Annotated in this window: 21 protein-coding genes and 1 pseudogene; 10 read left to right on the forward strand and 12 right to left on the reverse strand. The window is 70.6% G+C overall.

All coding sequences use genetic code 11. The features are described 5' to 3' along the window. The first annotated feature begins 128 nt into the window (after positions 1-128). The 5 genes from AB5J49_RS29325 (at position 129) to sucD (ending at position 7,815) form a co-directional block, all read left to right on the forward strand. Positions 129-1,301 carry a VWA domain-containing protein gene (locus tag AB5J49_RS29325; RefSeq protein ID WP_369171825.1) on the forward strand — a complete coding sequence of 391 codons (1,173 nt, stop codon included), beginning with the start codon at positions 129-131 and terminating at the stop codon, positions 1,299-1,301. A 323-nt stretch (positions 1,302-1,624) separates the two neighbouring features. Then, a complete protein-coding gene (locus tag AB5J49_RS29330; protein ID WP_369171826.1) occupies positions 1,625-2,782 on the forward strand; it encodes a hypothetical protein in 1,158 nt (385 codons plus the stop codon). Positions 2,783-3,059: 277 nt separating this feature from the next. Continuing rightward, positions 3,060-5,132: a hypothetical protein gene (locus AB5J49_RS29335; protein WP_369171828.1), complete on the forward strand. Its 2,073-nt coding sequence runs from the start codon at positions 3,060-3,062 to the stop codon at positions 5,130-5,132. Between the two features lie 589 nt (positions 5,133-5,721). Beyond that, positions 5,722-6,903 carry an ADP-forming succinate--CoA ligase subunit beta gene (gene sucC, locus AB5J49_RS29340; protein WP_369171829.1) on the forward strand — a complete coding sequence of 394 codons (1,182 nt, stop codon included), beginning with the start codon at positions 5,722-5,724 and terminating at the stop codon, positions 6,901-6,903. Between the two features lie 27 nt (positions 6,904-6,930). Beyond that, entirely contained in the window at positions 6,931-7,815 is an 885-nt protein-coding gene (gene sucD, locus AB5J49_RS29345) for a succinate--CoA ligase subunit alpha (protein ID WP_369171831.1), read from the forward strand. A 133-nt stretch (positions 7,816-7,948) separates the two neighbouring features. On the opposite strand, the gene AB5J49_RS29350 is transcribed toward sucD, so the two are convergent. Continuing rightward, entirely contained in the window at positions 7,949-9,088 is a 1,140-nt protein-coding gene (locus AB5J49_RS29350) for a sigma factor-like helix-turn-helix DNA-binding protein (protein WP_369171833.1), read from the reverse strand. Between the two features lie 96 nt (positions 9,089-9,184). Between AB5J49_RS29350 and AB5J49_RS29355 the strand changes: the two genes are divergently transcribed. Continuing rightward, positions 9,185-11,161: a DUF6350 family protein gene (locus tag AB5J49_RS29355; protein WP_369171834.1), complete on the forward strand. Its 1,977-nt coding sequence runs from the start codon at positions 9,185-9,187 to the stop codon at positions 11,159-11,161. 57 nt (positions 11,162-11,218) lie between these two features. On the opposite strand, the gene AB5J49_RS29360 is transcribed toward AB5J49_RS29355, so the two are convergent. Continuing rightward, a complete protein-coding gene (locus tag AB5J49_RS29360) occupies positions 11,219-12,001 on the reverse strand; it encodes a hypothetical protein (RefSeq protein WP_369171836.1) in 783 nt (260 codons plus the stop codon). A 271-nt stretch (positions 12,002-12,272) separates the two neighbouring features. Here AB5J49_RS29360 and purN point away from each other — a divergent pair, with 271 nt between their 5' ends. Continuing rightward, entirely contained in the window at positions 12,273-12,911 is a 639-nt protein-coding gene (purN, locus tag AB5J49_RS29365; protein ID WP_369171837.1) for a phosphoribosylglycinamide formyltransferase, read from the forward strand. Beyond that, a complete protein-coding gene (purH, locus tag AB5J49_RS29370) occupies positions 12,908-14,476 on the forward strand; it encodes a bifunctional phosphoribosylaminoimidazolecarboxamide formyltransferase/IMP cyclohydrolase (RefSeq protein ID WP_369171839.1) in 1,569 nt (522 codons plus the stop codon). The genes purN and purH overlap by 4 nt, the downstream gene beginning before the upstream one ends. 87 nt (positions 14,477-14,563) lie before the next feature. On the opposite strand, the gene AB5J49_RS29375 is transcribed toward purH, so the two are convergent. The 7 genes from AB5J49_RS29375 to AB5J49_RS29405 all read right to left on the reverse strand — a co-directional run bounded on the left by AB5J49_RS29375 (position 14,564) and on the right by AB5J49_RS29405 (position 19,634). After that, positions 14,564-16,318 carry a protein kinase gene (locus AB5J49_RS29375; RefSeq protein ID WP_369171840.1) on the reverse strand — a complete coding sequence of 585 codons (1,755 nt, stop codon included), beginning with the start codon at positions 16,316-16,318 and terminating at the stop codon, positions 14,564-14,566. 105 nt (positions 16,319-16,423) lie between these two features. Then, positions 16,424-16,978 carry a Tat pathway signal protein gene (locus AB5J49_RS29380; protein ID WP_369171841.1) on the reverse strand — a complete coding sequence of 185 codons (555 nt, stop codon included), beginning with the start codon at positions 16,976-16,978 and terminating at the stop codon, positions 16,424-16,426. A gap of 41 nt (positions 16,979-17,019) precedes the next feature. Then, the gene (locus AB5J49_RS29385; RefSeq protein WP_369171842.1) at positions 17,020-17,442 is read right to left on the reverse strand and encodes a peptidoglycan-binding protein; all 423 of its coding nucleotides are present in this window, start codon (positions 17,440-17,442) and stop codon (positions 17,020-17,022) included. 17 nt (positions 17,443-17,459) lie between these two features. Then, on the reverse strand, positions 17,460-17,918 hold the full coding sequence (locus tag AB5J49_RS29390) for a peptidoglycan-binding protein (protein WP_369171843.1): 459 nt from the start codon (positions 17,916-17,918) through the stop codon (positions 17,460-17,462). 177 nt (positions 17,919-18,095) lie between these two features. After that, positions 18,096-18,455 (reverse strand): hypothetical protein, encoded by a 360-nt coding sequence (locus AB5J49_RS29395; RefSeq protein ID WP_369171844.1) that lies wholly within the window; start codon positions 18,453-18,455, stop codon positions 18,096-18,098. Positions 18,456-18,603: 148 nt separating this feature from the next. Next, entirely contained in the window at positions 18,604-18,966 is a 363-nt protein-coding gene (locus AB5J49_RS29400) for an ATP-binding protein (RefSeq protein WP_369171846.1), read from the reverse strand. 245 nt (positions 18,967-19,211) lie between these two features. Next, a complete protein-coding gene (locus AB5J49_RS29405; protein WP_369171847.1) occupies positions 19,212-19,634 on the reverse strand; it encodes a hypothetical protein in 423 nt (140 codons plus the stop codon). Between the two features lie 261 nt (positions 19,635-19,895). Between AB5J49_RS29405 and AB5J49_RS29410 the strand changes: the two genes are divergently transcribed. Then, positions 19,896-20,321: a hypothetical protein gene (locus AB5J49_RS29410; protein ID WP_369171849.1), complete on the forward strand. Its 426-nt coding sequence runs from the start codon at positions 19,896-19,898 to the stop codon at positions 20,319-20,321. Between the two features lie 68 nt (positions 20,322-20,389). Here the strand turns inward: AB5J49_RS29410 and AB5J49_RS29415 are convergent, their stop codons facing one another. The 3 genes and pseudogenes from AB5J49_RS29415 to AB5J49_RS29425 all read right to left on the reverse strand — a co-directional run bounded on the left by AB5J49_RS29415 (position 20,390) and on the right by AB5J49_RS29425 (position 23,473). Beyond that, positions 20,390-21,874, reverse strand: a complete 1,485-nt coding sequence (locus AB5J49_RS29415) for a protein kinase (RefSeq protein ID WP_369171850.1) — start codon at positions 21,872-21,874, stop codon at positions 20,390-20,392. Beyond that, a pseudogene (locus tag AB5J49_RS29420) lies at positions 21,871-22,614 on the reverse strand (FHA domain-containing protein). Before AB5J49_RS29420 ends, AB5J49_RS29415 begins: the two are co-directional and overlap by 4 nt. Positions 22,615-22,999: 385 nt before the next feature. Further along, positions 23,000-23,473 carry a peptidoglycan-binding protein gene (locus AB5J49_RS29425; protein WP_369171852.1) on the reverse strand — a complete coding sequence of 158 codons (474 nt, stop codon included), beginning with the start codon at positions 23,471-23,473 and terminating at the stop codon, positions 23,000-23,002. 201 nt (positions 23,474-23,674) lie between these two features. Between AB5J49_RS29425 and AB5J49_RS29430 the strand changes: the two genes are divergently transcribed. After that, positions 23,675-24,073, forward strand: a complete 399-nt coding sequence (locus AB5J49_RS29430) for a peptidase inhibitor family I36 protein (RefSeq protein ID WP_369171853.1) — start codon at positions 23,675-23,677, stop codon at positions 24,071-24,073. Positions 24,074-24,090: the final 17 nt, after the last annotated feature.

Genomic DNA, 24,090 nt, shown 5'->3' on the forward strand with positions numbered 1-24,090 from the left:
GCGGGGGGTGCCAGAAGCAAAGCGCATGGGTTCCCCGCGCAGGGCGGGCCGGCGACGACGACCGTGCCGGTGAATCCGGGGGTCTTGGTGATCCCGCTGTGGGAGCGGCCTCTTCAGGGAGCGTGCCGATGACGTCCGGGTCGATGGACACCGGCGGCGACCGGGAGCGGCTGCGGCGGTGGCGGATGGTGCTGGGCGGGGACGACGCCGACGGCACCGGGTACACGCTCTCCGGGCGGGACGCCGCGATGGACGGGGCGCTGGGCGCCCTCTACGGCAAGGGGGGCAAGAAGGCACAGTCGGGGAAGGACCGTTCGGCGGGGCTCGGGGCGTCGGCGCCGTCCGTGGCGCGATGGCTCGGGGACATCCGGAGGTACTTCCCGTCGTCCGTCGTCCAGGTCATGCAGCGGGACGCCATCGACCGGCTCGGGCTGAACGCCCTGCTGCTGGAGCCGGAGATGCTGGAGGCGGTGGAGGCGGACGTGCACCTCGTCGGCACGCTTCTCTCGCTCAACAAGGCGATGCCGGAGACCACGAAGGAGACAGCGAGGGCCGTCGTGCGCAAGGTCGTCGAGGACCTGGAGAAGCGGCTCGCCAGCCGCACCCGGGCCACCCTCACCGGTGCCCTCGACCGCAGTGCGCGTATCAACCGGCCACGCCACCACGACATCGACTGGAACCGCACCATCGCGGCCAACCTCAAGCACTACCTGCCGGAATACCGGACGGTCGTGCCGGAGCGGCTCATCGGGTACGGGCGGGCGTCGCAGTCTGTGAAGAAGGAGGTCGTCCTCTGCATCGACCAGTCCGGGTCGATGGCGGCGTCCGTGGTGTACGCCTCCGTGTTCGGGGCCGTGCTGGCGTCCATGCGGTCCATCAGCACGCGTCTCGTCGTCTTCGACACATCCGTCGTCGACCTCACCGACCAGCTCGACGACCCGGTCGACGTCCTGTTCGGCACTCAGCTGGGCGGCGGCACGGACATCAACCGGGCGCTCGCGTACTGCCAGTCGCAGATCACCCGGCCCGCGGAGACGGTGGTCGTGCTGATCAGCGACCTGTACGAGGGAGGCATACGGAACGAGATGCTCAAGCGGGTCGCCGCGATGAAGGCGTCCGGGGTGCAGTTCGTCACGTTGCTGGCGCTGTCGGACGAGGGGGCGCCCGCCTACGACCGGGAGCATGCTGCCGCGCTCGCGGCGTTGGGCGCACCGGCCTTCGCCTGTACGCCCGACCTGTTCCCGGACGTGATGGCGGCGGCCATCGAGAAGCGGCCGATTCCGGTGCCGGACACGGTGTGAGGGGGCGGTGTGAGCAGGCGATGTGAAAGGGCGGCGTGAGGAGGTGGAACGGCGCGGAATCACTGGTGATTTGTCGACCTGGTGACGTCCGGCTTGGGCCAGCAAAAGGGACATGAGGCGCATCGGGCACGGGGGGCTTGCGCAACCTCGGGAGGGCCGTGCAAGTATCGGACACCTGTTCAGCGGTGCGCCGCGCTCCGCTCGTCCGCACCGCAGCGCACCGCACGGCAGCGCACCGCGTCGCTTCGGCTCGCTGCACCTCACGCGTACCTCGCTGCAGCTCACGCGTACTTCGTTCCGTCGCACGGGAGGACCGTCGCCCCTTGACCTGGCCAGCCGCTCTGCCGGGTGCCGCTCTGCGCGTCGTGCGCACAGCGGCCGGGCGGCGTGTGCTGCAGGTGGTGCTGGTGGTGGGCGGTCTTTTCGCGCTCGGGTTCCTCTGTGGAGAGCGGGCGTATGCGGCGGACGGGGTGCCGGTGGGTACTGCGTCCACGTCATCAACCGCATCAACGGCGTCCTCCGCCGATCTCCGGTCGACGGAGGAGAGTGCGGTCGAAGGGCTCGTGACCGCACCGGCCAAGCCCGGCGTTCGCGATGAGTCGACCGCTCCGGCCAAGCCGACAACCTCCCGGCACCCGGCATCCCAGTACCGGACTCCCGGGCCCCCGGCTCCCGAGGCCCTGGCTCCTCAGGACCAAGCCTCCCTGGACCAGGCATCCCTGGACCAGGCCCCCCGAGCCGGCGCTCCCCACCCCAGCGACGACCAAATCCTCAGCTTCGCAACCCATCACGTCACCCAGACCGTCGGCACCCAAGTCGTGCAGCCGGTCGGCGACGTCGTGCGGACGGTGGCCGAGGGGCTGACTGAGGGGCTGGCCGACGTGCAGGCGGAGGTACCGCCGTTGGCGTCGCTGCCCACGCTGCCCACGCTGCCCACGCTGCCCACGCTGCCGACGGCGCCCGAGTCGCCGGGGTGGCCGAGCATGCCGGGGTTGGAATTCCCCGACCTGCCCGAGCTTCCCGGCACGGAGCTTCCCGGCACCGAGCTTCCCGTGCTGCCCGCGGCGCCGGGGCAGACGTTGCCCGCGCCCGTCACCGGGACGCCGCAGCCGGGGTCCGCAGTGCCCGCGTCGGGTGCGGGGCGCGATGACGAGGGACGTACCGGCGAGGAAAAGGGGACCGTCGTCTTCGGCCCCCGGTTCGTCGCCGACGTCACCGCGTCGCATGCCCCGCTCGTCGGCGGTGTGCACCGCGGCGCGACCTTCGGCTACGCCCCTGTCCGCCAGGTGCCGGTCGATCACCCGGGCGGTGTGCTGGGCAGCCGCTCGGCAGGCGACGGCGGTGCGTCGCGGCACGGTGACGCGCACGCCGTCTCGCTGAACCAGCGGGCCCCGCTGCGGCTGGTGCCAGGCGCCGCCGCCCGCGTCGACGCGGACGAGATCCAGGACAGGCACCGGGACATTCCGGTTTCCCCCGCATAGGCCAGTAGGCCGACCCTCCCCGCCGTAGACCTGCCGCGCGGGGGCGGAAACAGGTCTGCCCGCCCGTCCGGACACCCCCCAGCTCCCGGATGTCCGCCCGACATCCCCCGGACGGAAGCCGCTGGCGCCGTACCCGGTCCCGCTGGTCCCCGACTCCCCGGACCGCGACCGGAACCGGCGCCGCAATGTCCCCAACCGTCCGAAGCCCCGGAGTTCTTCGCAACTCTGTTCCTCCGGGGGCCTTCGGAGCCCCAAGATCTAGGGATCCGACGCACGCATGAACAAGAACATCCGCCGTTCGATCGTCATAGCCGCAGGTGTCACCGGCGCCTGGGCGCTCGGTTCGGCCGCCGCCAGCGCGGACGAACTGCCCGCCTCCACCCTCTCCGTACCGGACGCGACCACCGACGCGACCGCCGCGGCCGACAGCGCCGACGACCCCGGCCTGCTCGGCGCCGTCACCGACACCGTCAGCGGCGTCGTCTCCGACGTGACCGACACCGTCTCCGGCGTCACCGACGGTGCCACCAGCACGGTCACCGACACCGCCGCCACGGCCGAGACGGTGCCCGCGAGCGCCGCCGAGCAGGCCCGCCGCTACGTCGACGCCAAGGTCACCGTCCCGTCAGCCGCCAAGACCACCACCTCCACCACCTCCACCAAGGCAAAGGGCGCCGCCCAGGTCATCCAGGGCGCCAAGGCCGCCCGCGCCGACAAGGCCGCCGCCCAGGCCGAGGCCAAGATCTCCGCCGACGCCACCGATGCCGTCGCCGACGTCAGGAACGCATCGCAGGACGCCCCGCAGCTCCCCGGCACCATCGACTACCTCTTCGGCCCCCTCGCCGCCTTCGCCCCCGAGTTGGAGCAGGCGCTCGCCGCTACGCAGACGAAGCTGCAGGGCACGCAGGCGGCGGCCCGTTCGCAGGCGCAGGGCGTCGAGGGCGTCGTACGGACGAAGGCGCAGTACGCCGTCGCGGGCGCGGGCCGTACCGCCGCGGGTGTGCAGGGCGCCGGGCAGGCCGCGGTCGCCTACGCCGACAGCAGGACCGCGGGCACGGCGACGGCCGCCGAGTCCACCGCCACCGGCAAGGCCACCGCCGTAAAGGCGGCCGCCGAGGCCTCCGTCTCCGCCGTCCCGAGCCATGTCACCGGCACGGTCGGCGGCGTCCGACAGCGCGTCGTCGGCACGGTGAGCGCCGTCCCCGGCACGGTCACCCCGGTCGTCGCTCAGACCTCCGACGCGGTCGTCCCGCCGATCGTCACCGAGGCCGTGCACGGTGTGCTCCCGGTTGCCGGGCACGCCGTCGACGGCGTCGTCCCCACCGCCACCCACGCCGTGGCCGGGGTGACCCCGGTCGCCGGCAACACGGTGACCGGCGTCCAGCCGGTGGCCGTCGGTGCGGTCGCCGGGGTGCGGCCGGTCGCCGGCCAGGCGGTGGGCGGCGTCGTGCCCGTCGCCCAGGGCGCGGTGGCCGGGGTCGCCCGGACCGCCGGGCACACGGTCGACGCAGCGACCGCGCTGGCGTACGGCGTTGTCGCCGGCGTCCAGCCCGTGGCCGGCCAGGCCGTCGCCGGCGTCCAGCCGGTCGCCGCCGGTGCCGTCGAGGGCGTGCAGCCGGTGGCCCACGGCGCGGTGGGCGACGTCCAGCACCTCGCGTACGGCACCGTCGCCGACGTGCAGCACGTCGCCTACGGCACCGTCTCCGACGTCCAGCCGGTCGCGCAGGGCGTCACCGCCGACGTGCCCCCGTACGCCACCGGCCTGGCCGGCCAGGCCACCGCCGATGTCACCGGTGCCGTTCTGCCGCCGGTCGCCGGCACGGCCGTGCACGGGGTCGTGCCGGTCGCCGGGCAGGCCGTCGGGGACGCGGGTGCGCTGGGGTACGGCGTGGTCGGCGACGTCCGGCCCTTCGCGGGCGGTGTCGTCGGCGAGGTCGGCCCCTTCGCGCACGGGGTGGCCGGGCAGGCCGTCCCCTTCGCCGGGGGCGTCACCGAGGAGGTGCAGCCGTTCGCGTACGGCGTCACCGGCGCCGTGCAGCCCGTCGTGGACACGGTCGTGGACACCGTCCAGCCGGTCGTGCGGGGCGTCGGCGGCAGCGCCACCCACCTCGCGTACGGCGTCACGGAGGACCTGCGGCCCTTCGCGGACGGTGTCGTCGGCCAGGTCGACCCCTTCGCCCACGGCGTCGCGCACCAGGTCGCGCCCTTCGCCGAGGACCTGACCGGGACCGTCCAGTACTCGGCAGGCCCGCTGGCGGGCAACGCCGGTACCGGCGCCCAGCAGGTGGCCCACTCGATCACGCCGGGTTACGCGCAGGACATCCACCCCGGCGGCGCGTACCGCATCTGACCGCACCACATCTGAGCGCCCCACCCCCGACGTCGTACGACGGCCCCCGGCGGAGCCACGTACGGCGCATCCGCCGCCACGGTGAGCGCGACCACCGCGCGCCCGAGGCGACCGACCGACTCCGCGGGGCGGACGGACCCGGACGGCCGAACACCGTCGGCCGATCCGACCGGAACCCCGCGGGAAGGGCCGCGTGATCCCTATTGGGGTGGGGATCACGCGGCCCAGAGCCCACAGGGGCGGCCCATTCGTGCCCCTTCGGGCTGCGCAAGGGACCTCACCGGGTCAACCCCAGCCCGGTGAGGTCCTTTTCGTTGCGCTACCGGTGCGCTACCGGAAACTCACAGGCGGCACGCCGTGCCAGAGATCTTTGCTGATGGCGGCATCATGTGACAGGTATCACCGCTCAGGTGTGACCCTCGATTTAGGGGCGTCCTGCAACCAGCGATAACCTGCGAGACGGACATGCCGCGCGCTCGGACACCGTGTGCGCCTCCCTTGTGACAGACAGCGGTCGGACGTCACGTTGCCCTCGCGGCACGCCCACGCAGACAACGAACCGCGAGATCACTGATAGGGACGGAAGCGCGTGGACCTGTTCGAGTACCAGGCGAGGGACCTCTTCGCCAAGCACGATGTACCGGTGCTGGCCGGTGAAGTCATCGACACGCCTGAGGCGGCCCGCGCAGCCACTGAGCGTCTCGGTGGCAAGTCCGTCGTCAAGGCCCAGGTGAAGGTCGGCGGCCGTGGCAAGGCCGGTGGCGTCAAGCTCGCCGCGAACGCGGACGAGGCCGTCGCCCGCGCGACGGACATCCTCGGCATGGACATCAAGGGCCACACGGTCCACAAGGTGATGATCGCCGAGACGGCCCCGGAGATCCTGGAGGAGTACTACGTCTCCTTCCTCCTCGACCGTGCCAACCGCACCTTCCTCTCCATCGCCTCCGTCGAGGGCGGCATGGAGATCGAGGAGGTGGCGGCCACCCGTCCGGAGGCCGTCGCCAAGATCGCGATCGACGCCATCGACGGCGTGGACGAGGCCAAGGCCCGCGAGATCGTCGAGGCCGCCAAGTTCCCGGCCGAGGTCGCGGACAAGGTCGCAGGCGTCCTGATCACGCTGTGGGACACCTTCATCAAGTCGGACGCCCTCCTCGTCGAGGTCAACCCGCTCGCGAAGGTCGCCTCCGGTGACGTCATCGCCCTCGACGGCAAGGTGTCGCTCGACGAGAACGCCGAGTTCCGCCACCCCGAGTACGAGGAGCTCCACGACAAGGACGCGGCCAACCCGCTCGAGGCCGCCGCCAAGGCGAAGGGCCTCAACTACGTCAAGCTCGAGGGCGAGGTCGGCATCATCGGCAACGGCGCGGGGCTCGTCATGAGCACCCTGGACGTCGTCGCGTACGCCGGTGAGAACCACGGCAACGTCAAGCCGGCCAACTTCCTGGACATCGGCGGTGGCGCCTCCGCCCAGGTCATGGCCAACGGTCTGGAGATCATCCTCGGCGACCCGGACGTCAAGTCCGTCTTCGTCAACGTCTTCGGTGGCATCACCGCCTGTGACGAGGTCGCCAACGGCATCGTCCAGGCCCTGAAGCTCCTCGAGGACCGCGGCGAAGAGGTCACCAAGCCGCTCGTCGTCCGCCTCGACGGCAACAACGCCGAGCTCGGCCGACAGATCCTCACCGACGCCAACCACCCGCTGGTCCAGCGCGTCGACACCATGGACGGCGCCGCCGACAAGGCCGCCGAACTGGCCCACGCCGCCAAGTAAGCACTCAGGACGAGGACACAACACACCATGGCTATCTGGCTCAACAAGGACAGCAAGGTCATCGTCCAGGGCATGACCGGCTCCACCGGCATGAAGCACACCAAGCTCATGCTCGGTGACGGCACCGAGGTCGTGGGCGGCGTGAACCCGCGCAAGGCGGGTACCTCCGTGGACTTCGACGGCACCGAGGTACCGGTTTTCGGTACCGTCAAGGAGGCCATCGAGAAGACCGGCGCCAACGTCTCCGTCATCTTCGTGCCGGAGAAGTTCACCAAGGACGCGGTCGTCGAGGCCATCGACGCCGAGATCCCCCTGGCCGTCGTGATCACCGAGGGCATCGCCGTGCACGACACGGCCGCCTTCTGGGCCTACGCCGGCAAGAAGGGCAACAAGACCCGCATCATCGGCCCGAACTGCCCCGGCATCATCACCCCGGGTCAGTCGAACGTCGGCATCATCCCGGGCGACATCACGAAGCCGGGCCGCATCGGCCTGGTCTCGAAGTCCGGCACGCTGACGTACCAGATGATGTACGAGCTGCGTGACATCGGCTTCTCGACCGCCGTCGGCATCGGTGGCGACCCGATCATCGGCACCACGCACATCGACGCGCTCGCCGCGTTCGAGGCCGACCCCGACACCGACCTGATCGTCATGATCGGCGAGATCGGTGGCGACGCCGAGGAGCGGGCCGCGGACTTCATCGCGAAGAACGTGACCAAGCCGGTCGTCGGCTACGTCGCGGGCTTCACCGCGCCCGAGGGCAAGACCATGGGCCACGCCGGCGCCATCGTCTCCGGTTCGTCCGGCACCGCCCAGGCGAAGAAGGAGGCCCTCGAGGCCGCCGGTGTCAAGGTCGGCAAGACGCCGACCGAGACGGCGAAGCTGGCGCGCGAGATCCTCGGCGGCTGAACGCAGTCACGGCCGTAGTCCAGGTCGTGGTCGAGGCCGTAGTCACGGCACTCAGCTGAACGTTGGTGGGCCCGTTCCCTCGGTGGGGGCGGGCCTGCCAGCGTATTCACAGGCGAGTGGGCAAGGGCAGGCGTCACTGCACCTGTGGCGCCAGCCGTTCCGGGCCGTGCTGCATCTCTGAGCGCAGCTTTTCCCTCAGCTTCTGCTCCGCCTTCGACAACGGGCCCGGCGCCACTTTCGGGGGCACGCCGAGCACCGTCTGCCCCGGTGGCACCGGGGGTTCGTACCGGGTCGGGGCCGTTCGCAGCGTCAAGGCCGTCGTGCCGATGAGGGCCACGGTGAACGCGATCGCCGCTCGCGTCCAGAACCGGGCCCGGCGTTCGCTGCCGTCGCGTACCGTCGCCGGCTTGGCCGCGCGCAAGCGCTCCGCGGAGGCCAGTTCGGCCAGCCGCCGGTTGAGTTCGGCGGGGTCGGACAGGCCCGGGAGACGGGCGGCGAGAGCGGCGCGGGCGTGGAGCAGGCGGTTCGCGGCCGCCGGAGTGCTCGCCTCCGTCTCCGCCGCCGTTTCGGGCAGGTCGAGGCCCACACCGTCGTAGAGGAGAAGCGTGCGGCGCTGCGGTGCCGGGAGTTCGAGGAGTACGTCCAGCAGGGCGCGGTCGGACGCGTCCGGCGGCGGGGGTTCGGGGTGCCGGTATCGGGGGCGGAACCGGTGCCAGGGGGAGAGGGCGCAGTCGTACGCCGTCGCCCGCACCCAGCCCGCCGGGTCCCGGTCACGGGCCACCTCCGGCCAGCGCTGCCAGGCGAGTTGGAAGGCCCACTCGACCGATTCGCGGGCGAGTTCGCGGCGCCCGGTGAGCAGGTACGTCTGCCGTACGAGGGCGGGGGCGCAGAAGGCGTAGAGCGCGTCGAAGGCCTGGGCGGGGGAGAGGGGTCGTTCGGGTCGGGGTTCGGGACCGGGTGCCGGATCCTCGGTGCGCATGGCTGAGGGTACGGCCGTGTCGACGCCGCCCGCCGCGACCGGCTGACGTGCCATCACCTCCAGCTCTTCCGAGGCCTCCTGATCCTCCGTCTTCTCCGCGAGGGTCCGGAGCAGTTGTGCGTACGTCTCTCGCCTCCCGCCGCGCGGAGACCTACGGCCGATCTCCCACGCGTGTACCGTCTCGCGGCTGACGCCCACCCGATCCGCGACCTGAGCCTGCGTCAATGAACCGGCTTCACGCAGGCGTCGGCGCTCCTCGGGCGGGGGAAGCGGGTTGGCGGGACTCCGCGTCACAGTACGCCCCTTCGTGCGAAAAAGTACATAAACATATATTGAGCGACACTTCGGAGGTTCGCCTGTTACGACGGAAAAGCGCGTGTCGTTGGGAGCATGGCGGGCGTGATCGACATGACCGCTCGCAGAACGCACCCGTCGTCCCTGCTCACGCGGCTGCGCGGCCGAACGCCCGGGCTCGGCGCCAGCCTTCTGGCAGGCGCGGTGGCGGCGGGGCTGGGGCTGGGTGTGTTCGCCGTGCTGGTGATGGTGCTGTGGGTCAGTTCGCCGTATCCGGACAGCGGGCCGGGGGGCGCGCTGCGGATCGCCGCGGTGCTGTGGCTGCTCGCCCACGGCGCCGAACTGGTCCGCACCGACACCCTCTCCGGCGTCCCCGCGCCCATGGGGGTCACCCCGTTGCTGCTGCTCGTGCTGCCGGTGCTGCTGGTGCACCGGGCGGCGCGGGACACGGCGGCGGACGGGGGCGAGGGGGTGCCGCTGGTGGCGGGGCGCACGGCGTGGGCGGGCGTCGTGCTCGGGTACCTCGGGGTCGGGGCGGCGGCCGCGGTGTATGCGGCGGGAGGTGAGCTGCGGCCCGCGTGGTGGTGGACCGCGCTGTGGGTGCCGGCGGTCGTGACGGGAGCGGCGGGGGCGGGGGTGTGGACGGCGTGCGGGCGTCCGCCCGAGGTGGTGGAACGCGTGCTGGTCGGGCTGCCGAGATGGGTACGGCGGCTGGTGCCCGGTGTGCGGGCGCGCACCCGGCTCGGTGCGGCGGCGCGTGCGGCCGTGGCTGGTGCGGTGGCCCTTGTCGGGGGTGGGGCGTTGCTGGTGGGCGGGTCGCTGGTGTGGCACGGCGGGGCGACGCGGGCGACCTTTCTGCAGCTGACGGAGGGGTGGTCGGGGCGGTTCGCGGTGCTGCTGCTGTGCCTGGCGCTCGTGCCGAACGCGGCGGTGTGGGCGGCGACCTACGCGCTGGGGCCGGGCTTCGTGCTCGGTGCGGGGCATGTGGTGGCGCCGGCGTCCTCGGCTCCCGCGCCGTTGCTGCCGCCGCTTCCGTTGCTGGAGGCGGTGCCGGGCGCGGGGGTTGCGGGGCCACTGCAGTGGGGGGTCGGGCGGGGCTGTCGGGCGGGGGTGGGGGTCGGGTGGTGGGTGGCGGGGGCGGCGGTGTCGGGTGGGGAAGTTGGGGGACCGGGCGGCGCCGGGGAGGGTTCTGCGGGGGTTCGGACGCAGGGTGGGCGGGCATCTGCGACGGTGCCGTCTCCGGCCGGGCAAACTGCTGCTGAGGTCTGGTCGGGTGGCCGGACCGCCGCGGTTGCCGCGCTGGCCGCCGTGTTCTGCGCGGCCGTGGTCGCCGTGCTGGCCGCACACTCGGGTGGGCCGCTGGGGGCCGGGGTGCTCGCGAGCTTCGGGCCGGTGTGGTGGCAGGCGGGGGCGGCCACACTGGCGTGGGTCGCGGTGGTGGCGGTTCCCGTGGCGGTACTCGCGCGGGCGTGGCGCTGCCGGGCGGAAGCGGTGCACCGGGCGGAGCGGGTGAGCGAGACGCAGGGGGCGCGGATCGGCAAGCCCCGGGTGGAGGCGTCGGAGGAGCGTGGCTCCGAGGAGAGCGGCTCCGGTGAGGACGGCGCGACCGAGGGGGGACGCCGGTTGCGGGAGCGGCTGCCGTTGGTCGGCGGGTGGTTGTCGCGGGGGGCGGAGTCGGGGGAGCGCGAGGGTGCGCCGACGGACTCGAAGACGGACTCGAAGACGGACTCGAAGACGGGCGCTAAGACGGGCGCTAAGACGGGGCGCCAGGCTTACGGCCAGCAGGCTGCGATCACGGCGACGACGCCGGACCAACCCGTTCCGCATCAGGGCAAGGACCAGGACGCCCGGGCTGCGAAGTACGCCGAGGATGCTCCGTACGAGGGGTCCGACCAGGAGATCCCGCACGTGGAGTACGACCACGACACGACCTTCGAGCCGTACGACTACCCGCCCGCCGAGCCGTCGCCGGAACCGCCGGTGGAGCAGTTGCCCGAGCAGTTGCCGCAGCCGCCGACGGAGCAGTCGCAGGAGCAGCCGCCACCGGAGTCATCGTCCGAGGTCGCCCCCTGAGGGCACTCCGGAGCCGGAGCCGGAAAAGCCGGAGCCGAATCCCGAATCCCGAACCCGTCAGTCCGTCGACCCCAGAACCCCGCGCAACTCCTTCGGCAGCAGCTCGTTGCACGCCTGCTTCGCCTCGCTGGTCAGCGCGTCGTTCGTGCAGGTGTAGTAGTCGCTGTAGACCACCTGCGCCGTGAACCCGGCCGCGACCACCACGATGGCGAGGGACGCCGTGACCAGGCCGCTCACCGCCGCCGTCGTCTGAGGGCGGCCGTTGGGCCGGGGGGCCGGGGTGTCCGGGTCGGCGGCGCGGGGCTTGGTGCGCAGGCTGGTGATACCCCAGTAGAGGGCCAGCGCGCCGAGGAGCAGGGCGACGTACGGCCAGCTGAAGAGGGCGAAGAAGAAGGCCCACATGCCGGAGAGCAGGGCATAGCGAGCGCGACGCTGGGCGGGGTCGGTGGGGTCCCAGCGCATGCCCGAGGCCGGGCCGCCGTTTCCGGAGCCCTCGGGGCCGCCGCGGGGACGGTCGCCGAAGCCGTCGGGGGAGCGGCCCGGCTGGCGGTCGCTCCACTGGCTGCCCCAGGGCGAGTGTCCGCCGCCCTCGCCCGACCCCTGCGAGCCGTCCTCGCCCGACGGGCGGCGCGGCTGCCACGGGCGGTCCGGCGTGCCCTCCGGCGGCGGTGCGAAGGGGTTGTCGTCCTGGGCGCCACTGCTCTGTTCGTCACCGGACTTCTTGCCCGAGGGCGCGTCGGGAGGCGAGGCGGGCCGCTCTCGCAGCAGGACGGCGCCACGCTTCCCTCCCTGTGCGGACTGCGGAGGGAGGGTGAGGAGTCGCAGGCTGCGGTCCGACATCAAGTGAGCGTCTTCCCCTTGGTGAACGACTGATCCGACATGAGCTGTCACTTCGTGAACGCACCGCACCACCACCGCGTTCCCGGGCCAGCTCCCCCAGACGCTACCTTCCGGCCACGCCCCCGTCCCGTGGGGGCTGTCCGTAGTGCCGGTATCGTTGCTGACGGTCGGCCGCTTCGTAGACTTCCCCGTATCCCGGGGCGTGATGCATTCGTACGAATATACAAAGCGTCGGCCGCTGAAGAACGCACCCCCGAGAAAGGGCCCCACCGTGGCCGCCAAGCCCGTGGCCGAGCGTGCCAAGCGCCTCGTCGTGCTGGTCTCCGGATCCGGCACCAATCTGCAGGCGCTCCTCGACGAGATCGCCGCCGTCGGTTCCGAGGCGTACGGCGCCGAGATCGTGGCCGTCGGTGCCGACCGGGAGAACATCGAGGGGCTCGCGCGGGCCGAGCGCGCCGGGCTGCCGACCTTCGTGCGGAAGGTCAAGGACTACGAGAGCCGGGAGGAGTGGGACGCGGCTCTCGCCGAGGCCGTCTCCTCCTACGAGCCCGATCTCGTTGTCTCCGCCGGGTTCATGAAGATCGTGGGCAAGGAGTTCCTCGCGCGCTTCGGCGGGCGGTTCGTGAACACCCACCCGGCCCTTCTCCCCAGTTTCCCCGGCGCCCACGGCGTCCGCGACGCCCTCGCGTACGGCGCCAAGGTCACCGGCTGCACCGTCCACTTCGTCGACGACGGCGTCGACACCGGACCGATCATCGCCCAGGGCGTGGTCGAGGTCCGGGACGAGGACGACGAGAGCGCTCTGCACGAGCGCATCAAAGAAGTCGAGCGAAGCCTGCTCGTCGAGGTCGTGGGGCGGCTCGCCCGCCACGGCCATCGCATTGAGGGACGAAAGGTAGTTATCCAGTGACCGCCACCGCCGAGAGCAACAAGCGGCCCCTTCGCCGGGCGCTCGTCAGCGTCTATGACAAGACCGGGCTCGAGGAGCTCGCGCTCGGGCTGCACGAGGCCGGTGTCGAGCTCGTCTCCACCGGTTCCACGGCCGCGAAGATCGCCGCGGCGGGCGTCCCCGTCACCAAGGTCGAGGAGCTCACCGGCTTCCCCGAGTGCCTGGACGGCCGCGTCAAGACGCTGCACCCGCGCGTGCACGCGGGCATCCTGGCCGACCTGCGCCTGGAAGACCACCAGCGGCAGCTGCAGGAGCTGGGCGTCGAGCCGTTCGACCTCGTCGTCGTCAACCTCTACCCGTTCCGCGAGACCGTCGCGTCCGGGGCCTCGCCCGACGAGTGCGTGGAGCAGATCGACATCGGCGGTCCGTCGATGGTGCGCGCCGCCGCCAAGAACCACCCGTCCGTGGCGGTCGTCACCAGCCCCGCCCGGTACGCCGACGTCCTGGCGGCCGTCCGCGACGGTGGCTTCGACCTCACCACCCGCAAGCGGCTCGCGGCCGAGGCGTTCCAGCACACGGCGGCGTACGACGTGGCCGTCGCGAGCTGGTTCGCCTCTTCCTACGCGCCGGTGGACGACTCCCGGTTCCCCGACTTCCTCGGCGCCACCTGGGAGCGCGAGAACACGCTCCGGTACGGCGAGAACCCGCACCAGCCCGCGGCCCTGTACGTCTCCGGCACCGGCGGCCTCGCCGAGGCCGAGCAGCTGCACGGCAAGGAGATGTCGTACAACAACTACACGGACACGGACGCCGCCCGCCGTGCCGCGTACGACCACACCGAGCCCTGCGTCGCGATCATCAAGCACGCCAACCCCTGCGGCATCGCGATCGGCGCGGACGTCGCCGAGGCGCACCGCAAGGCGCACGCCTGTGACCCGCTGTCGGCGTTCGGCGGTGTGATCGCCGTCAACCGTCCGGTGTCCAAGGAGATGGCCGAGCAGGTCGCGGAGATCTTCACCGAGGTCATCGTCGCGCCCGACTACGAGGACGGCGCGCTGGAGGCCCTCGCCAAGAAGAAGAACATCCGGGTGCTGCGCTGCCCCGAGGGCCCCGGCAACCCCGTCGAGGTCAAGCCCATCGACGGCGGCGCCCTCCTCCAGGTCACCGACCGCCTCCAGGCCGACGGCGACGACCCGGCCAACTGGACCCTCGCGACCGGCGAGGCGCTCAGCGCCGAGCAGCTCTCGGAGCTCGCCTTCGCCTGGAAGGCCTGCCGGGCCGTCAAGTCCAACGCCATCCTGCTCGCCAAGGACGGCGCGTCGGTCGGCGTCGGCATGGGCCAGGTCAACCGGGTCGACTCCGCGAAGCTGGCGGTGGAGCGGGCCGGCGCCGAGCGCGCGCAGGGTTCGTACGCCGCCTCCGACGCCTTCTTCCCCTTCCCCGACGGCCTGGAGATCCTGACCGAGGCCGGCGTCAAGGCCGTGGTCCAGCCGGGCGGTTCGGTCCGCGACGAGCTGGTGGTCGAGGCCGCGAAGAAGGCGGGCGTCACGATGTACTTCACGGGGACGCGGCACTTCTTCCACTGAGCCGCACTTCCTCAGCCGAGCCGCACAGGTTCAACTGAGCCGCACAAGTCGCAGGGCCCGCCGTTCACCTCGACGGCGGGCCCTGCGTCATGTGGAACTCCGCAGGGCCGCCCAGGTGTTGGGGCCCACCTGACCGTCCACCTCAAGCCCCTTGGCGCTCTGGAACTGCTTGACCGCGGACTCGGTGTCCCTGCCGAACTCGCCGTCCACGCCCGCGCTGCCGACGCCGTAGCCGCGCTTGGTGAGCATGCACTGCACCTGGACGACGCGTTGGCCCTTGTCGCCGTAGTCGGTGAGTTCGGTGCCGGAGTAGTACGTGCACTGGGAGATCCAGGGCGGAGTGGCGGGTGTCGTGGCGGTCTTGGTGGGGGTGGCGGTCGGGGCGGTGCCGCCACTGCTGCCGCCGGCGCTGCTGTCGTCGCCGTCGGATGTCGGGGAGGCTTCGTCGGCGGGAGTGGACTGCGTCGCGCCTGCGCCGCCGACGGATGCGTTCGGGCTCTCCGACTTCTCGGCCTCCGCTTCCGCCGCGTCGGTTTCCTTCCTCTTCCCCTGGCCCTTCTCCTTGTCCTTGTCGCCGGAGGGCGAGGCGGAGGAACTGGGGTGGGGAGAGGCCTGCGCGTCGTTGGGGGCGGTGCCGACGGCTTCCGTCGGTGCGGCCGAGGCCGTTTCGTCGAGGGACGGGCGGGTGAGGAAGAAGGCGCCCGCGGCGACGGCGCACACGGCGAGGCCGGCGGTGACGGCGAGGTAAGCCTTCCGCTTCTTCCGACGGCCGCCGCCTTCCGGCGCCGGGGTCTGAACGGGCGTGGCGTGCTGCCAGGAGGGCGGTGCAGGCGATCCGAACGCGGCGCTGGGGGGCGCGGGCTGCGGAGTCGGCGTACGCAACTGGACGGTCTCGTGGACGGCGACCTGTTCCAGCGCGTCGCAGGCCTGCCCGCGGGCCAGCAGCCGGGCGCTCAGCTCCTCGTGCCAGACGGCTGCGCGGCCGTGACCGGCGGCTGTGGCGGCTTCGGTGAGTTGGCGTGGGGTGGGGCGCCCGGTGGGGTCCTTGGCGAGGCAAGCGGCCAGCAGGGCCGCCAACGCCGGGTCCACGGCGGAGAGTTCGGCCATGATCTCCGGCTTGGGTTCCTCGAAGGCGACCCGGTGCATCACGTCGACGCCGGTGCCGTCCCCGAAGGGAGCGTGGCCGGTGGCGGCGTAGATCAGGCTCCCCGCCAGCGAGAAGACGTCGGAGGCGGTGTCGCAGCTGCCCTCGCGCAGATACTCGGGCGCCATGAAGGCCGGCGTGCCGACCCTGCTCCCGGTCGAGGTGATCGCGCTGCTGTCGGCGGCCTGCGCGATGCCGAAGTCGATGACGTGCGCGCCCTGCGGGGACAGGATCACGTTGGACGGCTTGAGATCCCGGTGTACGACATCGGCGGCGGCCATCGCCGACAGGGCCTGCCCGAGGTCCGCCACCAGCCGCCACACGCCGGCCGGCGCCAGCGTGCCGCAGTCACGCACGGCGTCGGCGAGGTTGAGGCCGGGTACGTACTGCGTCGCCATCCACAGCAGCGTGTCGTCGAACCCGGTGCCGAGCAGCTGCGGCGCACGCGGGGTGTGGACCCGGGCGTGCAGGGATGCCTCCCGCTCGAAGCGCCTGCGGAAGCGGGGGTCTTCGGCGTACTCCGGGCGGATCACCTTGATGGCGGCGAGGCCGGGGGTGTTGTCGGCGGGGCGGGAGAGGTAGACGTGGCCCATGCCGCCGCTGCCGAGGAGGCCGAGGGGGACGTAGGGGCCGATGCGGCCGGGGTCGGTGGGACGCAACGGGGTCGCGCCTGCTTGCGATAGTGGCTGGTCTGTCATGGGTCCCCCGACGGTCCTGCCTTGCTCAACGTGCTTTTGAGTCATGCTTGTTGACCGTCGAAAGACTACCGTTTGACATGTGGGCGTCGTGCGCGGCGTCAGGTGTCAGCAGCTGGCGGACGTGTAGGACGCGGGCTTGCGGTCGGCGTTCGGGATGTGCAGCTGGTAGACGCCGCTCGCGCTGCGGTACAGGAAGAAGGCGTTGGCGTCGCCCGCGTAGCGCAGCTTCGTTCGGTAGGTGGAGCTGTCGTAGTCGGTGGATACGTACTCGATGTTTCCGTCGACCGCGCCGAAGGTCTCGTTGCCGACGATGCCGTCGATGTCGTCCAGCCTCAGAGTGCGCTGCAGGCTTACGGTGGCCGACTTGGTGTCGGAGCCGAACCAGCAGTCGATGTCGGCGTAACGGAAGGCGTTGCCGTTGCTCTTCTTGGCGCCCTCCGCCCACAGAATCCATTGCCACAGGGCGGTGGCGTTGGAGTGCGTGTGGGAGCTGACGGACAGGGTTCCCTCGTCGCCGAAGTCGTCCTGGAACTCGTATGCGCCCGAGACGTATCCGTCGGACACGTTGGCGGAGGCCGGCGTGACGCTGATGGCGAGAGCGCCGGTTAAGGCTGCGGCCAGGAGACCTGCGCGGACGCGGGACGTGCGAGTCTTCCTCATGGTTCCCCCAGTGGTCGTGAGCGTGCTCGTGTGGGCTTCAATTACGGGAGGGTGGCGCAGTGGCCGGTGCTGCTGCGCCACTTCAGCTTGTCGCGGGTATCCGGGCCGTACACGCCGTCGTCCTCCAGGCGCAGATCGGTCTGAACCTTCATCAGCTCCGCCTTGGTGATCGCCCCGAAGTGGCCGTCGACCTCCACCTTGGTCCGCTTGTGGCAGTGCCGCAGTGCGTTCTGGATCGCCGTCACGTGGGGGCCGGAAGCCCCCTCGCCGGTGATGCAGTCGAAGGTGCCGTTGTAGGCGGGGATCTGGGCCAGCTCGTGGCCGTTTCCGCCGTTGATGAAATCGCCCATCGTCTTGTTGCACCAGTGGGTGGCGGCGTTGGCCGGCGCCGCGGTGATACCGGCCAGTCCGAGTCCGGCCAGCAGTGTCGCGCCGGCTGCGAGGGCGGCCTTTGTGCGCAGCATGAGGAACTCCTTCATGGTCAGATGCGGGCGCAGCGAGTCGTGCTGTTGCGGGTGAACTCCCACTTCAGGCGGGTGCGGCTGTCCTTGCCGTAAATGCCGTCGCCCCTGATGCCTTCGTCGCGCTGAGCCGCCGCGAGGGCGTTCTTGGTGTCGGAGCCGAAGATTCCGTCGACCTTCAGGCTGAAGTCCAGGTCGTCGCCGTAGCACACGTTCAGAGAGCGCTGGAGCATGGCGACGGACTTGCTCTGCGCCCCGCTGCCCATGTTGCAGTCCATGTCGGCCTTGTAGCCGGGCAGGTAAGCCGTGTAGGTGTTGTCGCCGACGAGCTTCCTGAACACCGATGCGTAGCCGTCGTTGCAGTAGCCCGCGTACGCGGCGGCCGGTGCGGCCGTGGCGACGCCGAGGCCGAGACCGGACAGCAGCGTGAGACCGGCGACGGCAACCGCCGTCGTGCGGGATGCGCGGAAGTGCTTCATGTGTTCCCCCGTTTCTTTTCCTTGCCGTTGTGCCGTGGCCATGGTGAGCGAGGGTGGCGGCCGGGGGGAACCTGCAAAGTTGTAGGTACGGCGGGAGGTGGGTGTCCTTCAGGCTGGCAGCGTGACGCGGAGGGGCCCCGCCACGATCGGTGACGGGACTCCTTCTCTCGGTGAGCGCTAGCCCGGGTACACGGTGTAGGCGTGGCAGTCGGCGCAGCCCTTGATCAATGCCTTCTTGAACTTGCCGTTGGGGCTGTTGAGCGTCACCGAAGTCTTGTCGTCATGCCAGTCCCCCCACCCGTTCCCGTACATGCGCAGCCAGACGTGACCCGCGCACGATCCGTCGTTGCCCTTGGCCGCGATGGCCTTCTTCGTGGTGAGAGTCATTGCGTAGGAGGTACCGCAGCTCCGCTTGTAGTGGAAGAAACCAGGCTCGTCGGAAATGATGTCGTCCGAGCCGGCAGCGGACGCGGTGGTTGTGGTGAGCATGATGGCCGCGGCTGCGGCTCCGAGAGCTGTGGCGATGCGCTTGCGCATGAGGAATCTCCCCCGGTTTGTGTGGCGCATGGTCGGTGCGGTCAGTCAAGCGCGGCCCTCGCCAACGGGGTACCTATAACTCTGCAGGTTTGGCCCGGGGCGCCGCGGTGACGGGGGCGGCGCTGGAGGCTCGGCGGTTGGTGGAGCATCAGGGAACTTCGCACCAGACCGTCTTGCCTGCCGGCGTCAGCCAGACGCCCCAGCGCAGCGCGGTCGCGTCGAGCAACAGCAGGCCACGGCCCGTCTCGTCGCCCGCGTCCGGGGCACGTGCGATGAGCCAGGCGTGCGGGTCGGGGTCGGTGACCTCCACACGTGTACGGCCGTCCTGGCCGTGGACCAGCCGGACGGTCACCGGGGTGCCCTCGCCGACGTGGACGATCACGTTCGTCAGCAACTCACTCACACAGAGCTGGAGTTCGGGGCAGGGGTGGCCCAGGTGTTCGCGTACGGCACGGCGAGCCTCGGGGACGGCTTTGGGCAGCGCGAGCAGTTCGAGCGTGAGGGGTTTCACCGCTCGGCCGCCTTGCGCAGGGCGGCGATCAGGGCGCGGGCGGTGGCCTGGTTGCAGTTGCCGAGTGCGATGAGGGGCCGGGTGGGGGAGCGTGCCGGCCAAGGTCGGCAGGTCGATGCCGAGGGAGGGGAGGGTGATGCCGTTCGCCGCCGAGGCGCAGCGAATCCAGCACGAGACCGGCTACCACCCGTCCCCCTCGGACCACGTCATCGCACCCGGGCGGCCCGTACTCGACTGATGCGGGATCAGGCCGCGCTGTATCCCGTCGACTTGGCATCACTCCTGAAGTAGAACTGGAACTTGGCGTTGTCCCTGACGTTCGTGGCGATCACTGTCCAGTCGCCCTTTGTGGCGAGTTTGTAATTGTCCTGGCAGTCCTTGCCGCCGCCGCTGGTAAGGAAGCAGACCTTGACGTAGCGGTCGGTGTTGGTCTTGATGTTGATGTCGGCACAGTTGCTGGTCGCGATGAGGTAGTAGAAGTTGGGGTAGTTCGGGTAGATGTGGGTGCCCGCGTCCTTGGTGTAGGAAAGGGCGTTGCCGTAGCAGGACCGGGCGACCGCCTCTCCCTGCGTGGCCGCGCCGGCGGTCCCGGCCGTGGTGGCGATCAGACCGCTGCCGACGACTGCGCCAGTCAGGGCGAGAGCGGCGATTCGCTTGCCGATGTTCATGGAGACCCCCGTTGCCGATGTGTTGCACTCCTGGTCTTGCACTCGTGCAACGGTCGCGGACCGGCAGCGGTCAGGGAACCTGAAACTTTCGAGGTTCCCTGATGCCATGACCACCTGACGACCGCACCGGCGTCCCCGGCGCCAGACCCCTCAAAGGTTCTAGGTACCGCTCTCCTCCGGAGCTCCGCACAATCCCCTGATATGCCGCCACCGGCGGACGATCACCAATCCAGAAAACCCACAAACGGGGGATGGACTTCCATGAACATCCGCAAGCGAATCGCCGCTCTCGCCCTGACCGGCGCAGTCGTCGGCAGCGGTCTCATCGCCGCCACGGCCGCCACGGCCGTCACCGTCGGCGCGGCCACGCAGGGAGAAGTGGTCGCCCAGTCCTGCTACGGCAACGCGTGGAGCTACAGCAAGCCGGCGGGCACCTACTTCTCGCCGAGCAGCACCACCTACTTCACGACCGCCAACTGTGCCGACATCAACATCAAGACCAACACCGACCGCAAGGTGAAGGTCTGCTTCTACGCCAGCGGCGGCGGTCTCAACCACTGCCAGAGTGACTACAAGTCCACGAAGGCCGGTGAGTGGAAGGTCATCGCCAGCGACGTCAAGGACGGCACCAAATTCAAGTTCCAGTTCGAGAGCTCCGCCGCGTCGACGGGGATGCGGGCCCACTGACGGGCCGTCGGGGCCGGTTTGCCCGCCGGCCCCGCACCCCGCGGTCGGTCATGCCTACCGACCGGGGTTCAGCCGAACAGCGAGAGGATCGTCCACAACACGGACTTGGACGAGCAGCTGTCCACCAGCCGGTGTGACTGCGGCGCGGCCCTTCCCGCGACGTTGCCCATGGAGTTCACGGCCGTGCAACCGCTGCGCTGGGCCGGTCGGCGCCGGTCGGCGCCGAGAGGTTCGAAGTCGGCGCCGCGGAAGTAGGTCACGTCGTGCTTCTTCCGTTCGTCCGCGATGTTGTTGAAGATCGAGCGGACCGGTGCGTCGGCCGCCCACATGCAGGTCTCCTCGCCCGAGTGCCAGTCGGCGTCGTCACCTCGCCAACTGCACATGTCGCCATTGCCGTTGTACTCGCTGAAGAAGCAGACGTGGTCCTCCGGGCAGCGGTGGTAGTTGTAGACAGGCTCGCCGTCGGGCCCTTTGGGTGCCGACTCCGTGGGCAGGGCCGCGTACACCGGCACCACATCGTCCTGGTTCACGTACAGATATCCCGCCCCCGCCGTCCCCGTCGTTGCCAGCAGCACCGTCGCGAGCGCCGCGGTCAGGGCCGGATGCCGTTGCCAGAAGCGGGGGCGCATGCGGGGCAGGCGGGCGGAGCGGGCGACGCCTGCCGCCTGCTCGACGCGGCGCAGGAGCGTCGCCGTGTCGTGGGCGGCGCGCTCCTGGTGCGTGGGGGCCAGACAGTCCTGCACGATATCCCGCCACGCGTCGGGCAGTTCGGGGGACAGCCGTAGCTCCTCCGTGCCCCGCGCGTACCGGATCGCGGCGTCGCACCGCGCCTCTGTGCTGCCGCCCGGCAACGGGAACGAGCCCGTCAGGACGACGTGCGCCAGGACTCCGAAGGCCCAGACGTCCGCACTCGGACGGACTCTCGTGCCCCGCTCGTCGATCTCAGGCCGGAGGATTTCGGGTGCCGTGTAGTCGGGCGTGGCGAAGGCGGGCGCGTAGGCGTGTGTGCCCTCCAGTTCCGCCGCCAGGTTGAAGTCGGCCAGGCGGACCGAACCGTCTTTCGTCAGCAGGACGTTGGCGGGCTTCAGGTCGCCGTGCATCCAGCCCGCCCCGTGCAGCTGGTGCAGTCCCTCGCAGATCTGGGCCAGCAGCGCGGGGCCCGAGTCGGGCTGGGGTGTCTGTTCCAGTACGGCGTCCAGTGACCCTTCGGCCCGTTCCAGTACGAGGACGGTGGCGCCGTCGAGCTCCGGGTGGTCCGGGTCATCGACCGTCAGGGTGTCGTACATGCGGATCAGGCGGGGTGTGCGGAGTCGGCGCAACAACTCCACCTCGCGTTCGGCCAGTTCGCGCAGGTGGCGCAGCCCGCGTGGGGTGTGGGTGCCGGTGGGCAGGAACTTCAGGGCCGCCCGGCGGGGCAGCGCGGGATCCGCCTCGTCGACGAACCTGCCCGCGTACACCGTCGCGAACGCGCCCGACGCGAGAGGTTCCCGCACCTCCCACGGACCGACCCGGTAGCCCTTCGGAACGGGGACCGCGTACGGCTGCCCGCTCATCCGGCCACCTCGCTCGCGGCGTTCTGGGTGAGTACCGCCAAGTCGTCCTCGCGGACCAGGTCGAAGCGGAGCGCGAGGGAGACCAGCGACTCCTTCTTGCCGTTGACGCGCCGGCCGGGCTCGGCTGTTTCCGGGGCCGGGCGTAGGCGCAGCTTGACGGCGAGGTAGTCGATGTTCCAGTACACGGCGGAGCGGCTGACCGTCGGCCAGACCGGCCGCAGGCGCTCGACCAGCTGTTCCACGGCGGGCAGCGGAGCGTGCGGCTCGCCGCGCAGCCGGGACTCGCACAGGGCCACCAGGACCGCGAAGTACCGCTTGGTGCGGTCCAGGACGAACGCCGGCGAGGTGGTCGCGCCGGCAAGCGCGTGGCGGGCGGTGCTGCGGAAGCTATGGCAGGGCGCCCAGACGTCGAAGGTGAGCAGATCGCCTGCGGCGGGCAGCACCACCCGCGCGAACTCGAACGGCATGGGCGCCTCGACGCGGCCGGGTGACACCTTGATGTGCTAGCCCGCGCCCTCCGGGTTCTCCACCACGTAGGTCTGGTCCTCGCTGAGGTTGCTCAGCAGCCAGTAGGTGCGGTGCGCCGTGATCTCCCCGGCGATCCGGGGTACTCCTTCGTGCGCGATGACGAGACCGCTGTCGGTATCGGCCCTGCCGAAGCAGAGCCGTTCGCCGGTGGCGATCCTGATCTGTCCGTCCGGCCTTGCGCAGGCCGGCGGCACGACGATGACGCTGTACATGGATTCGTCCCCTCGCCCGATTCCATGAGGGCCACCCTCCCCCAGTCCTACGAAGGGGAGGGTAAGGGACGCTACTGATCCACCGCGAATCTTTGTGCGCCGCACGGCGCGTCTGTGAAGGAATCGGGACGGCCGCGGTGAGCGGGGGAAACGTGACGCTCACCGCGGCCGTGCACACGGGATCGACCGCGCACCCCTGTCGGCGGTCTCCTCCGTCAGCCGCGCCGACTCCCCCTGGGGCGGCACGGGGCCATGGTGATCAAGTGCCGGGGGCCGTGCACCGGGTGGTGGCGCTGCCGTTGTTGTAGACGCGCCAGCCCATCATCTTGCGGGTCTGCGGGCCATAGGCGCCGTCCTGCTCGAGGCTGTCGTACTTGTTCGCGGCTCAGCAGCCTTTGGGGTCCAAGTCGCGCAGCTTCGGCCAGGTCTTCGGGCCGATCGAGCCGTCGGCCCTCAGTCCGTTCTTCTCCTGGAAGCGGATCGTCGCGGCCCTGGTCTTGTCACCGAAGATGCCGTCCACCGTGCCTGGGGAGCACTTGACGTACTCCAGCAGGCACTGGGCCTCCTTGACGATGTTGCCCTGGGAGCCCTTGGAGATGACGGTCTCCATCGCCTTGCTGTAGTCGAAGCCGTGGTAAGGAGTGCCGTCGACGGTGAAGACGATGTGGCGGTCGTCGCAGGGTGCGCTGGCCATCACCTGTACGTCCGTCAGGTCATTGACCACCAATGCTGTCCTGGTCGTTGTCCCGGCCCCGGCGTCCGTACCGCTGCCCTGGCCGCAGCCGGTCAGCGCGATGCCCGCGAGAGCCGTGCCCGCGATGATCAGTCCGAATCGATTCCGTGCCTGTGCTGTACGCAAGGGATACCTCGATGTCTGTGTCTGCCGTGCTGCCGAGTCTCGCGGCGGCACATGCGGAAGTCTGTGGGCGGCGGGGTGGGAGCGGTACCTGAAACTTTTCAGGGTCGGAGGCCGTGCGAGCCCCTCTACGGTTGGGGCTGACCGCAAGAGCCAAGCGAGTGGCTCACGTCAAGCAACGGGGACCCTGAAAGGGGAAGCAATATGCGGAAGTTCGGGGGAATGCGGGCCAAGGCGGGCATCGCGGCGGGTGCGATGCTGCTGAGCGGCCTGGGTGTCGCGGCTACGGCGTCGCCGGCGCAGGCGTCCTTCACGGACTGCACGTCCGGGTCGCTGTGTGGCTTCACCCTCACCAACTACGGGGGGACACCTGGCAAGGTGTCGGGCGACAACAAGGACCTGCTGCAGTACACCAAGTTCAAGTACGCCAACTCGGTCTACAACAACGGCCAGTCCTGCGAAGTCAAGATCTTCACGAAGAAGAACTACGAGGGCGAAAGCACTGTGCTCAAGCGCAAGGGGGCCATCCCCAACCTGGACACGTTCGCGGACGGCAAGTTCAAGGACGGCATCGCCTCCAACAAGTGGGTGAACTGTTCCTGACGCTGCCGCCGCAGCGC

The sequence above is a fragment of the Streptomyces sp. R28 genome (genome assembly GCF_041052385.1).
Lineage (GTDB): Bacteria > Actinomycetota > Actinomycetes > Streptomycetales > Streptomycetaceae > Streptomyces.